Source organism: Xanthomonas sp. WHRI 10204 (assembly GCF_040202875.1).
GTDB lineage: Bacteria > Pseudomonadota > Gammaproteobacteria > Xanthomonadales > Xanthomonadaceae > Xanthomonas.
In genome coordinates, this window is the sequence record NZ_JBEGDW010000002.1 from 1,285,985 (window position 1) to 1,299,076 (window position 13,092).

The 13,092-nt window shown below is 66.7% G+C and carries 7 protein-coding genes and 1 other RNA gene; 1 reads left to right on the forward strand and 7 read right to left on the reverse strand.

The features are described 5' to 3' along the window. Positions 1 to 59: 59 nt before the first annotated feature. From ABQZ00_RS16510 to pncB, 7 genes are all read right to left on the reverse strand, one after another. Positions 60 to 4,568, reverse strand: a complete 4,509-nt coding sequence (locus ABQZ00_RS16510) for a cellulose biosynthesis protein BcsC (RefSeq protein WP_323538740.1) — start codon at positions 4,566 to 4,568, stop codon at positions 60 to 62. After that, complete coding sequence (gene bcsZ / locus ABQZ00_RS16515; protein WP_323538739.1) at positions 4,550 to 5,731, reverse strand: cellulose synthase complex periplasmic endoglucanase BcsZ; 1,182 nt, start codon at positions 5,729 to 5,731, stop codon at positions 4,550 to 4,552. The genes ABQZ00_RS16510 and bcsZ overlap by 19 nt, the downstream gene beginning before the upstream one ends. Next, on the reverse strand, positions 5,728 to 8,049 hold the full coding sequence (gene bcsB / locus ABQZ00_RS16520) for a cellulose biosynthesis cyclic di-GMP-binding regulatory protein BcsB (RefSeq protein ID WP_323538738.1): 2,322 nt from the start codon (positions 8,047 to 8,049) through the stop codon (positions 5,728 to 5,730). Before bcsB ends, bcsZ begins: the two co-directional genes overlap by 4 nt. A gap of 44 nt (positions 8,050 to 8,093) precedes the next feature. Next, positions 8,094 to 10,235 carry a UDP-forming cellulose synthase catalytic subunit gene (gene bcsA, locus ABQZ00_RS16525; protein ID WP_055850829.1) on the reverse strand — a complete coding sequence of 714 codons (2,142 nt, stop codon included), beginning with the start codon at positions 10,233 to 10,235 and terminating at the stop codon, positions 8,094 to 8,096. An 85-nt stretch (positions 10,236 to 10,320) separates the two neighbouring features. Continuing rightward, on the reverse strand, positions 10,321 to 10,830 hold the full coding sequence (locus tag ABQZ00_RS16530) for a hypothetical protein (RefSeq protein WP_323538737.1): 510 nt from the start codon (positions 10,828 to 10,830) through the stop codon (positions 10,321 to 10,323). A 28-nt stretch (positions 10,831 to 10,858) separates the two neighbouring features. Next, complete coding sequence (gene bcsD, locus ABQZ00_RS16535) at positions 10,859 to 11,314, reverse strand: cellulose biosynthesis protein BcsD (protein WP_323538736.1); 456 nt, start codon at positions 11,312 to 11,314, stop codon at positions 10,859 to 10,861. 191 nt (positions 11,315 to 11,505) lie between these two features. Next, a complete protein-coding gene (gene pncB, locus ABQZ00_RS16540; RefSeq protein WP_115553004.1) occupies positions 11,506 to 12,687 on the reverse strand; it encodes a nicotinate phosphoribosyltransferase in 1,182 nt (393 codons plus the stop codon). Positions 12,688 to 12,962: 275 nt separating this feature from the next. On the opposite strand from pncB, the gene ABQZ00_RS16545 reads away from it, so the two are divergent. After that, a non-coding RNA gene (locus tag ABQZ00_RS16545) (sX9 sRNA) lies at positions 12,963 to 13,030 on the forward strand. The last annotated feature ends 62 nt before the right edge of the window (positions 13,031 to 13,092 follow it).

The window sequence follows — 13,092 nt, forward strand, 5'->3', positions numbered from 1 at the left end:
CCCCGTCATGCCGCGCGTTGTTCAGCCCTTCTTTCGCTCACACCACGCGTTGCCGTGCCTCACCGATCTGCGGCATACGGCGAGGTCAGTACCTGCGGCGCGCGCCCCAACGCGGCGCCCAGGCGATCCATCACAAAGCGCAGATAGAGATTGCTGCTGAACTGGTTGTAGTCGCGTGCATTGTTGAAGGTCATGCGCCCGCCCAGGAACAACTGCGGCGCCACCTGCCATTCGGCTGCGCCACTGAGGTTGTACGACACGCCGGTGCGGCTTTCGCCCGCATACACCGGGTCGGTGTAGCGGTCGACCAGGCCGAGCAGCGCTGCCAGCGATGCGGCGTCGTAGGCGGCCTGCTGCAGCGTCGGGTCGGTGGGGAAATACGGCGTGGGGTCGGTCTTGAAATGCTGCACGCCGACGCTGGCATCGACCTTCCAGTTGACGCTCTGCCCCGCGCTGCGCCCGCTCCAGTGCACCGGGAAACCGAGGTCCACATATTCCTGCGGGCTGAAGTAACCGCCGTGGCCGTACGTAAATCCACTGAGATTCTTGTCGTACTGCATGGCGGTCAGATTGACGCCGGCGGTCAGCGACTGATGCTGGGTTTCCAACGCATGTACGTAGAAGCCCAGGTCGGCCTGGCGGTGGTCGTTGTCGGCCACGTTGCTACCGATCAAGCGGTGCGCGGCAAGGTTGGCATACCCACCAAGCAAGCCGTTGTCGGCGGTGGCCGAGAGCACGATGCCGTTGCTGGTGACGCCGCCCCACTCGCGGCCGCTGCGTGCATCCTGCGCACCGGCGAACGACAGCACGCTGTCGGTAACCGCGCGCCGCGAGGCATCGGCCGACCAGCTCACCGTCTCACCGATCTCGCCGCGATAGCCGACGCCACCGACGACGTTCTGCTCCTGGAACCCGATCGGCGTGCTGCCCACATCGGCGCTGAAACCGCCATTGCGATAGCGCACGCCGATACCCACGCCGGTGTCGTCCTGGCTGAGCCGGCGCGCACCATTGCCGCTTGCGGCCATGCTGTTGAGCGTGGCCGCCAGCGAGGTGGGCGTCTGCTGCGCGGCAGCGGTGCTGCTGGCCAATGCCTGCAACGCGGCACCGTCGCCGGCGGCCAGCTGTTCGCTGATCGCGGTATTGCTGAGGATGTCGCGCGCCAGCTGCGCAATCGGCGTGCTGGACGCGTTGACGCTGAGCAGATATGCCGGCAGCGGCTCGTTGGCCAACGCGGCCAATGCCGCCGGCGTGCTGTTGTTGTTTTCGGTCAGCAGTTCGCCGAACAAGCCGGTATTCAAGGCGTAACGGCGCAGGCGTTCGCGCGTGGCGACGTTATCGCCCTGGGTGGCGAGCAACTGATACACCGACGAGTTGGTCAGCGTGTCGATCGGGCTGCGGTCGGCGGCAAGCGCGTCGTTGACAGCCGTCTGCGGGCCGGCGCCGAAACGGCTGGCGGTGGCGTAATCGGTGGTCAGCGTGCCGGCATCCACCACGGTGGGCGTCAGCGTGACGCCGAGCTTGCCTTCGCCCACCGCAAAGTCGGCCTGCACCGGCATTTCGATGTCGTCCAGCCGGCCAAGGCCGTCTTCGCCATCGCGCGAACGATACAGCGCGCCACCGGCGAGGTTGTCGCTGTTTTCCGATTGCACGGCGCGCAGTTCGTCGAGCACGCTGTTGCCGCTGCTGGGCGCGCGCGTTTCTTGCGCGGCAACGCTGCGCGAAGGAGCGGTGTTGTCCGGCACGAACGCGGGAGCGCTGCGCGTGGGCAGGCGGCTGCGGCTGTTGGGCGCCGGCAAGAACGAGGGTGCGGCACTGGCGCTCACCGGCTGCGGCAGCGTATCGACCGTATTGCCGGCGTAGGCATCGACGGCTGCGGCGAAGCGTGCAGTTGCCGGTTGGGTGGCGGCCGGCGGCTCCAGCGCGACATCGGCAAATGCGTTCCCCGCCGGCATGCGCTCGGACAGCACTGCCGGCGAGCGCGGCATGGCGCCGGTCATGCCGGAGAACGGATTGAGCGGACGGCCGGACGAGGCCACTGCCGCCGGGCCACGTGCGCCCGGCAGGCCGTTGTCGAGCTGACCGGCCTGGCGCTGCTGCGCGGCCAGCGATGCGCGGAAATACTGCTCGGCCTTGCGGTTCTTGCCGGCGCTGCGATACACGCGGCCGGCGGCGGCGAGCACGTCCGGCGATTCCGGCGCCTGCGCCAGCGCGCGCTGCAGATAAGTCTCGGCGTTGCGCAGATCCGACTGCGCGGCGGCGCTGTTGGCGGCAGCGGTGAGCGTGTCCAGATCGTTGGGGTGGCGCTGCAGGATCTGCTGATAGATCGCCAGCGCCTGGCGCTGATCGCCGGCGGCGGCATACAACCGTGCCAATGCCGCCTGAGCGTCGCGGTTGTCCGGTTGCTGGGCCAGGATCGGCGACAACGCATCGTAGGCGCCTTCCAGATTGCCGAGCTCGCGCAAGGCATCCACCTGGCGCAGCGTGTAGGCGCTGCGCAGGATTTGATAGCGGCGCAATTGTTCCGGCGTCATGGTGGTGGATTGCAGCTGGCGCAGCACCGCCGACAACTCGGCGTCCTGACGCGCACGCAGCAGCACACCGGCATATTGCAGGCGGTCTTCGGTGCGCGGATTGGCGCCGGTGACCAGCCGCTGCGCCAGCACCAGCGCGCGCGAGGCATTGCCGGCGTCGGCATGCGCGCCGGCCAGGGCGGCCAGCAATTGCGGATCGTCGAGCTGGTTGCCCAGCGCGGTTTCGGTACGTGCGAGCAACTGCTGCGCCTCGCCCACTCTGCCCTGCTCCACCAGCAGCCGCGCCTGACGCGCCTGCAGTTCGATCCAGGCGTTGGTGCGCAGCTGGGTCATCTCCGGCGTACGCGCTGCGGCAGGAATGCGATCCAGACTGTCGTACGCGCTCTGCCAATCGCCGCTTTCCTGTGCGAGCAAGGCGTTGGCGTGCAGCGCTTCGGGTTGGTCGCCGTGCACGGCAAGCAGGCCATCCATGACGCTGCGCGCCTGATCGGGGCGGCCGGCCTGTTGATACAGGCGGGCCAGATCCAGCCGGATCCAGGCATCGCCGGGGCGTTCGACCATGGCCGCTTCCAGCTCGGCCTGCGCGCTGACCGTATCGCCGGCCTCCAGCGATTGCCGCGCGCGGGCGCGCTGCACATTGGAACGCAACAAGGCTTCGCCACCGGATTTGGCGCGCTCGGCGGCCGGCAGGCGATTGAACAATTCACTGGCTTCGGACATGCGGCCCTGGCGGCTGTACAGCCCGACCAGGCCCTGCAAGGCGCCGGCATTATCGGCATCGCGCGACAGCGCCTTGCGATAACTGGCTTCGGCCGCAACCGGGTCGCTGGCGCTTTGCAGACCGCCCAGCGCGACATGGCCGGCCGGCTCGTTGGGCAGCAGCTGCACCGACTGCTCCACCAGCTGGCGTGCCTGCGCGATGTCACCGCGTGCGCGTGCAGCCTCGGCCTGCTGCAGCTGTTGCCAGTAGCGCGCGCTGTCCAGCGCACCTTTCCATTTGCCATTGCTGGCGGCGGCCGGGCGCAGCAGTTCCTGCGCTTCGGCAAAGCGTTGCTGACGCAGCCGCACAGAACCCAGGCCGCCTAATGCATCCGGGTCGCGCGCACGGGCGCGCAGCACCTGGGTGAAACGTTGTTCGGCCGCGCTCAGATTGCCGGCGTTGAGCGCGCGAAAGCCCTCGGCCAGCGCGATGCCGTTGGGATCGGCGGGCGCAGCGGCAGCGGCGGTGCGTTGTTCGCGCAATTGACCGAGCTTGGCGGTTACTTCCGCATCGGCCGGGCTACCGGCCAGAAATGCCTGATACAGCGGTGCATCGGCGGTGCTGGCGTTGAGCCACAGCAGCGCCTGGCGCCAGCTGGTGCGCGCCGGGCCGCCCACATCAGCGCGTTGGGCAAGCGTGCGCAATTGCGCGATGCCTTCGCGACGGGTGGGTTCGCGATAACTCAATACCTGGGCCAGCGCCATCTGCACGGACGGGTTGGCCGGGTCGCTGGCCTGCAGCGTGCGCAGACCATCGCGCGCACGCTCCCAACCGGTCGGCGTGCCGGCCAGCGATTGGTAGTACTCCAGCGCAAGCGTCGGCGGCGGCGCCTTGCCGGCAAACACGGCCTCGTAGCTGCGCGCAGCTTCCACATAGCGCCCGGCCGCGGCAGCGCGGCGTGCGTTGCGCAGATTAGGGTCTTCGCCGGCAGTGGCGCTGCCGCGCGCACCGATCGCCACGCGCAGACGCTGCGCCTGCGGCGATTGCGGATGCGCCGCTTCGAGCTGCTGCAGACGCTTGCGCGCCTCCGACTGACGGCCCTGTGCCAGATCGATCTGCGCCAGGCCGAGCAAGGCGTCTGGCTGGTCCGGATCGATGCCGAGCAGCTTTTTCCAGGTGTCGGCGGCCAGATCGTCGCGTCCCTGGTCGTGCCAGTAGTTGCCCTGCCCGACCAGTTGCTGGGTCGCACTGGTCTGCGCGTGCACCGGTGAGACGAGCAGGCACAGGTCGATCATGCCGGCGAGGTAGAGCGGGGTCAGGTTTTTGCGGAGCATGCAGGCGTTCTCCAGGCGGGCAGCAGGCGCCCGTCTGCGGCAAAGCGGTAGCGGTTCTCAAGCCAGCCCTGTCCGAACAGGGCCAGTGTGCGTTCGAAATACGGCAGCGCAGCGGCGGCCGGTGTAGCGGCGAGCGGAATCCGCTGCGCCTGTGCCTTGAGCAGGGTGGGCTGACGCAGCGCGCTCAGGTAAGGCAGCAACGCGGCGGAAAACCCCACCGGCACGGCGCCGGTGCCCACGCCGCGGGCGGTGTCGATCTTTTCGGCGAACGCGGTGCCTGCGGCCAGCAGATCGGCCGGGCCGGACAAATCCTGCAGCAACTTCGCGCGCAGCGGCTCGCCTGCATCTAGCATGCCGGCCCACAGATACACGCGAATGGCATCGTAACTGCCGAGATTGCCGCGTTTGGGATCGGCGCCGAAGGCCTTGCCGTCCCACACCGTCCAATCCGGTGCAAAGCCGACCGGCGCACTGTCGTGCAGCACGCGCGCAGCGTTGGCGGCGATCGCCGCCCACGGCCCCTTGGGGTCGGCGTTGGCGCAGCGCCGCAGTACCTGGATCGGCAGATAACTGGGATTGAGCGTCCAGCGGCCCGGTTCGACAAAGCCGCTGCGGCCGGGCAACAACATCGGCCCCAGCCCGGGCAGCGTGGCCACTTCCTGGGTGCGCATCAGTTGCAGGATCTGCTGGCCGGCCTTGCTGTAACCGGGGCGGTTCCACAGCCGGCCGGCTTCCAGCAAGGCGTAGGCGATCCACAGCTCGCCATCGCTGGCGGTGTTGGCATCGAGCACGCGCCACTCGCCGCTGCCATCGCGGCCCCACAACCAGGCCGGCAGATTCAGATCCGGGCGGCCGCCGCACAGGTTGTGCCGGGTCCAGCCCAGCACCTTGTCGAATAGGACCTGGTCGTTGGCCACCAGCGCGAAGAACAGCGCGTACGACTGGCCTTCGGAGGTGGAGCGTTGATCGGCGTTGAGAAAGTCCACCACCCGGCCATCGGGCTGGATGTGCTTGGACACGAACGCGTTCCACAGTGGCCAGGCGCCGCACTGTGCAGGCGCTGCCATAGCGCCGGCCGGCAACAGCGCGGCCAGTGAAGCCAGTGCACCGGCGCGCAGCAGGCGGCGGCGCGTCATGGCACTGCCGCGCGCGGCCGCGTTCATGCGCCGTGGCCGTCGTTGAGGCGCTCGGCGGTATGCCGGCGCAGCAGCACGCGCGCGGCCAGTGCCAGCAGCAGTGCCAGCAGCACCACGGTCAGGGCCAGCCACACCGGGTGATGCGAGAAGTACCAGCGCAGCCAGGTCGGCAGCGGCAAGTGACCCACGTAGTAGGTCTGATTGCCGACCAGGCTGGTGACCTTTTTCTGCTGCAGCAACACCACGCTGCCCTGGAAATCCTTGAGCAAGGCCGGGTCGAACCAGGCATCGAACAGACGATTCATGTTGGCCGGGTCTTCGGTCTGAAACGCGACCACGCTGCGGCCGGATTTCAACGGCGATTCGAAACCCATCAGCAATACGTCGTCCGGCTGCGGCTGCAACGCGATGTCGGTGGTGGTCGGCAGATCGGTGCGGCGCGCGTCGAAGGACAGGAAGCCGGGTAGTTTTTCGAACAGCCAATCGGTCAGGCCGATGCGGCGGTTCTGCCCGTCCTGGCCCACCGGCAGCTGCGCACGCCATTGCTTGAACAGCGGTTGCGATTCGGCGCTGCCCAGCAGCAACAGATCACGATCGGCGTGCTGCTGCACCGCGCTGGCGGCGATGATCTGCGCATGCAGTGCCGGGTAGCCGGTGGACGCACCGAACCTGCCGAGCAAGGTCAGCACATTGCCCAGATCCTGGTCGCCCGGATTATTGGGCAGCACGATCGCCGATTCAGACAGATCGGCCAGCCGCGTGAACGGATAGCCGGCATTGGCGAACGCTGCCAGATTCGGCATCGCCATGTAGTGGTCGAAACCGCTCAGGTCGATGGTGGAATCGGCATCGATGGCGCCGGAGACATCCGGGAAGGTGTTCTTGCAGGCCTCGCCTTGCGGGCGATCGAAAAAGAAGTGGAAGCGCAGCTGGCTATTGGCCGAAAACGCGCCCACCGGCAGTGTCAGATCCTGATGCACCGGCATGTTGCCGCGCGTGCCCAGGCTGTTCCACCAGCGCACCGGCGTGGACTCGGCGAATGGGCGGCCGGTCAGCGGCAAGGTGGTCACGAACGACTCGTTGATGCTGACGTTGAGGGCGGACTTGTTGTCCTCTTCCGGCAGCGTGTAGCGGTATTTCAGCGTCACCGGAATGCCGTCGCGCTCCCACACGAACAGGTCCGGCGGCAGCTGCAGACCGACCCGGATCAGGTCCGGGTGATAGCCGGTGACGTTGAGCGCGCCGGGCTGGGTGACCAGATCGCCGAAACGCACCGGATGCTCGCTCGAAATCCATTTGGGCGCGTCGTACGGCCGACGCGGCGTCGGCGCAGACATCTCGCCGATCCGCGCCACCGCACCGGTCAGCGGTGCGCGCAACGCCAGCGCGGTGGCCGCGCGTTGCAGATCCTCGGTGTTGCGGCCGAGCACCAGCAGCAGCTTGCCGTTGGGATCGGTCGGGTTGACCACGACGGCAACCGTCGGCCCGCGGATATCGGCCACGCCGCTATCGGCGGTGGCGAACTGCGCAGGCAAGGTGTTGGGTGTGGCGAACACCACCGCGTTGCCGCTCGCCGGCAAGCTGCTGGTCGAGGCCGGGAATACCGCGCCGCGATAGCCGGCCAGGGTGCCGAACCACGATGCCACGGTGCCGGCCGCCTGCAGCGTGGCCATGTCCGGCTGCTGCGGGAAATAGAACGGCAGCTCCAGACGCCGCGTATCGCGCACATCGAAAAACGGCACCGGCAGCAGCGCCAGGTTGTTGGCCAGCGCCAGCGGCGTGGTGGTCAGCGACAGACTGGTGGCCGCATCCACATTCGCCCACAGGCTGCTGTGGTCGGGGTCTTCGCACTCGCGGGTGTAATGCCCGATGAGTTGCAGGTTGAGCTGGTTGTAGTCGGTGATCAGCCGCGGGTCGATCGGCAGATCGGCCGACAGCAACTTGCCGGCGTTGGCCTTGTCGGTGGGCAAGCTCGCAACGGTCACGCCGTTGATGGTGACCTTGACGTGCGACAGGTCCGGCAGCAGCGACGGCGAGTAGCTGTATTTCAGATTGAGCGTGGCAGCGGTGACAATCTCGTCGCTACGCACGCTGAAGGGCACGCCGGCACTGCCCTGCACACCACGCAAGGTGATTTCGTAATCGATGCCCAGATCGCGCAGCGTGGCAGCGCGCGCGCTGCCGGCGGGCGGTGTGGCCGCGGTAGGCGCGACCACTGCTGCGCTGGCACTTTGCGCATCGGCGCCTGTCTGCGCGGCAGGCGCCGTCGGTGCGGTCTGTTGCGCCTGCGCCAGACCGGCCAGAAGCGTGAACGCACAGGTCAACACGGCCGGGGACATTCGCATCAGTTGCTTCTTGGCAGGGGAAAGGGAAACACCACGCATCACGCTCACGACTCCAGATCCGCGCGCGCCGGGCGGAAGCCCTGACGCGTGCTGTCCACCATATGCCGACCCAGGCGCCCGAATCCGCGCGCACTGGCGGCCAGCACCTGGCCCATCGAGCGCCAGAACGAATCGCGATCGTGCTGGCCCCATTGCGACAACCAGATATCGGCACGCGCAAAGGTCGATGCCACCAGCCAGCGTTCCTGTTCCATCGACATCTCGGTGAACTGGATGCTGACCTGACCGTCGCGATCCTGACGCACCACGGCCGGCAAGGTCTGCTCCACACCGCGATGACTGAGCCCGATCTGCACCGTCGAGCCGGGCTCGATCGGCTGCGGTTGCGCGAGCTTGATCGCCATGCCGCCGGTGGAAAAATTCACCGAGCGGCAGGCCAGCACGCCGCCGTCGGGCAGATACAGATTGACCGGGACATCCAGCGGCACCCGGTGCGCGCTACGCACCTGGCGGGTTTCGCTGGCGGTAGCGATCGTGGCGCCCAGCAGCACCATGTTGTAGAGCGTCCAGGCCAGGTTGAACCAGATCGTCTGCTGCTCGCCGCTGCCGCCGACATAGACCAGCCGCAGCACGCCGGCGACCACGCCGGCCACGTTGAGCAGCAGCAGGAACAGATACGGCTTGGCGATCTGCGCATCGAAATAACCGCGCGCCACCAGCCCGCCCTTGGGCGTGACGTTGAACTTGCCGAGCTTGGGATTGAGCAAGGCCACCAGCGTCGGGCGGAAGATGTACCAGGCCAGCGTGGTCTCGTAGACCTCGTTCCACAGCAGATGCCGGAAGCGGCTCTGCACGCGCAGATTGGTCAGATTGGCCTGCAGGATGTGCGGCAGCGCGTAAGCCAGGATCATCAACGCCGACGCCTGGATCACATGCGCGCCGAAGAACAGATACGCCAGCGGTGCGGTGAGATAGATGATGCGCGGCAAGCCGTAGAAAAAATGCAGCATCGCGTTGAGATAGCACAGCCGCTGCGACAGCTTGAGCCCGCGGCCGAGCAACGGATTGTCGATGCGCGCGATCTGCGCCATGCCGCGCGCCCAGCGGATGCGCTGCGCCACGTGCCCGGACAGGCTCTCGGTGGCCAGACCCGCTGCCTGCGGCACCGCCAGATACGCCGTGCGATAGCCGCGACGCTGCAACTTGAGCGCGGTGTGCGCATCTTCGGTGACGGTTTCCACTGCCACGCCGCCAACCTCTTCCAACGCAGTGCGCTTGATCACCGCGCACGAACCGCAGAAAAACGTGGCATTCCATTGGTCGTTGCCATCCTGCAACAAACCGTAAAACAGCTCGCCTTCGTTGGGCACCTTGCCATGTGTATCGAGGTTGCGCTCGAACGGGTCCGGCGAAAAGAAATAGTGCGGCATCTGCACCAACGCCAGCTTGGTATCGCGCAGAAACCAGCCCATCGCCACCTGCAAAAACGAGCGGGTCGGGATGTGGTCGCAATCGAAGATGGCCACGTATTCGCCGCTGCATTTTTTCAAGGCGGCGTTGATGTTGCCGGCCTTGGCGTGCGCGTTGTTGGTGCGGGTGACGTAGTTGATGCCGACCTCGGCACAGAACTCGCGGAACTCGTCGCGGCGGCCGTCATCGAGCAGATAGATATTGATCTTGCCGGCCGGCCAATCGATCACGCTGGCGGCCAGCACCGTGGTGCGCACCACCGACAACGGCTCGTTGTAGGTGGGAATGAACACATCCACGCTCGGCCACAGGCTCTGGTCGGCGGGCAATGGGACCGGCTTGCGATTGAGCGGCCACAGCACCTGAAAATAGCCCAGCACCAGAATCACGAACGCGTACAGCTCCGCACCGAGCAAGCCCAGGCCGAGGATGAAATCCACCGCGCTGCCCACGCCCATGGTCTGGGTCATGCGCCACCAGATATAGCGGCACGACACTGCCAGCGACATCCCCATCATCATCAGGATGACCACCCGCCCGCCACGGTTGCGCACCGCCAGCGCCACTGCGAACAGCACGCCGGAGAACACCAGCTGCTGGGTGACATCCATCGGGACTGCGACCACGAACACCAGCAGCAACGCGCCCAGCAGCCACAGCGCCCAGGTTGCCAGCGTGGGCAACGGTGATGCGGAACGAAGGCTGGCAGTGGTCATCGGGCAATCCTGGAAACGTGGCAGACGTACGGCAACGCGGCGACAAACGCATCACGCGCTTGCCGGGCATCACGGAAGGGAGCGCTCAACGCGAGCGCAGGCGCTGGAGCGGGCTGTGCGCAGAGGCGCGCGCGTCGGCCTGCAGCAAACGCTGGAACAGCTGTTCCAACGGCGTCTGCGCCGGCCGCTCCAGCGACGACAGGCCGCGCGCGCCAGGCTCATCGCGTTGCCGCAATTTGCGCAGCGGTGCCAGCGCATCGCCGGGCGATACGCCAACCGTCTGGTCGGCAGGCACCGTTGCCTGCATCACCGGCGACGACGGGGCCACGAGCGGTGCGACCGGCGGTGCCACTGCCGCTGACACTGCGGGCGAACGCGCTGTCGGCACGTGTACCGGCGCGACCGCAGCTTCCGGCGCAACCGGCGCCGTCTGCGCAGCTTCCGGCGCCTCGGCAGGCGTCACGCCCGGCTTGCGCGGCGGCAGCTGGGTGTAGGCGAAATCGTGATAGCCCTCGCTTGCCTGCGTCCCCAGACGCGCGAACAGACCCGATACGTCGTCGTGTCCCGGCGTGTTCTTGGTGTTCTTCGGTGCCATCACACTCCCCTTGCCTGATCGCACATGCTCATGCCGTCCGCGCCAACACAAACAGGCGCAGATCGACGGAATCGGCCGGCACGGTCTGCACCGCCAGGCCTGCCAGCATCCCCAATTGCTGGAACCATCCTTCGTAGACCCCTTGCAGGAACCCATCGCTCCAGCCAGCCCCGTCCAGCGCCACGCTCAACGGCGCACCGCCGTGCCGGATCTGCACGTAGTCAGGGTATTCGTCCATTGCGCACTGGCCCCAGTCGCAGCTGTCCCAGATCGCATTGGCGGCCTGTTGCACCTCGTCCAGCGCGGCGCAGGACGCCAGCCTGTGCTCACGCGCGAAGCGGCGGCCGATCCGAGCCATCAAGGTGGCCAGGTCGTGCTCGGGCAGCTCGGCGCCGAACTCCTCGGCCATCGCCCGCACAAAGCCCAGCCACTGCCGGGAGCAGCTCCGCGTGCGGTACAGCGACAAGGGGTCGAGTGCAGGCATTCAACAGGCTTCGCAAGGAAAGGGACGTCACATACGACGGTTGCACTAAAAGTGATGCAAGCGTGATGCCAATGTTAACGTTTGCCAACCAGCGATTGAGAGATGCATCTCACTTTTCCGGGCATTCCCCGACAGCAGGCCGCCCGTTTCGGCAGTTCATGCCGGCCTGCGTCAGTCATTGCCGCCGCTGGTCAGGCCCCTTCGGGCATCGGCGGCAGACCGAACACGTCGCGCAGGTAACGCAAGTAGCCGGCGTCTTCGCACATGCTCTTGCCCGGCGAATCGCTGAGCTTGGCCACCGGTTGATCGTTGCAGCGGACCATCTTGATGACGATCTGTAGCGGCGTCGGCCCCAGGTCGTTGGTGAGGCTGGTGCCCACCCCGAAGGCCAGCCGGCAACGGGTGTGGAAGTGCGCGTACAGGCGCATCACCTTGTCGATGTTGAGGCCGTCACTGAAGACCAGCACCTTGGTCTTGGGATCGATGCGGTGGGCTTCCAGGTGCGCGATCACCCGCTCACCCCATTCGAACGGGTCGCCGGAGTCGTGCCGCATGCCGTCGAACAGCTTGCAGAAATACAGATCGAAGTCGCGCAAGAACGCGTCCAGCCCCACGATGTCCGACAGCGCAATGCCCAGATCGCCGCGGTATTCGCGCGCCCACGATTCCAGCGCGGCGACCTGGCTGTCGCGCAGCCGCGGCCCCAGCGCCTGGAACGCCTGCAGGTATTCGTGCGCCATGGTGCCCAGCGGGGTCAGCCCGTAATGCTTGGCGAAATACACGTTGCTGGTGCCCACGAACTGCTCGCCCAGGCCATCGCGCAGCAGCGGCAGCAGCTCGCCATGCCAGTGCCGCGAATAGCGGCGACGGGTGCCGTAGTCGGCGATCTTGCAGCCGGCCGGCATGTTGCGCAGGCTGCTCACCTTGGCGCGCAGGCGGCTGCGGCCCTCTTCAAAATCCGGCTCGGAGGTGTTGCGGAACCACACCTCGTTGATGATCGCCAGCAACGGCACTTCAAACAGAATGGTGTGCAGCCACGGGCCGCGGATGGTCAGCTCGATCTCACCTGGGTGGGTGGTCGACGCCGACAGCTGTACGTACTTGCGGTCCAGATGGAACAACGCCAGAAAGTCGGCGAAATCCGGCTTGATGAAGCGCAGGCTGCGCAGGTAGTCCACCTCGTCCTCGCGCAGGCGCAGCCGGCATAAGGCATCGATCTCGCGCGAAATCTCATCGATGAACTGCGCCAGATCCACGCCGGGCGTGCGGCACTTGAAGCGGTAATCGACCTGTGCGGCCGGGTGCTGATGCAGCACCGCCTGCATCATGGTGAATTTGTACAGGTCGGTGTCGAGCAACGAATGGATGATCATGCCGCCGGATTATGCCCGCAGCGGCAGTGGCCGCGCGTGCATTGGGCATGACCCGACCGCCGGCCGCGACTCCCCGCCCTGCGTTAAGGGCGCACGCTCCAGCGCGGGGGCCTTGTCGAATTTCCCTGGGCGTCTGCGGGGCCGCATGGGGCCTGCGGTTATTTAGAGCCGCTAAGAAAAGGACGGTGCTCACCGCCAGGCAGGCGCGGCCGATGTTCGGTGTTCGGTGTTCGGTGTTCGGTGTTCGGTGTTCGGTGTTCGGTGTTCGGCGCAGCATGTACACGCCGGTTCTGAACGCGCCGTCCACACCCACCTGTCGACTGCTCGCTACGTTTTGTGTGCAGCGCTTAGTGTCACGCGCCCGCGGCGCCACTCAGATCGACAAGGCCGCAGCTCGCAGATCGC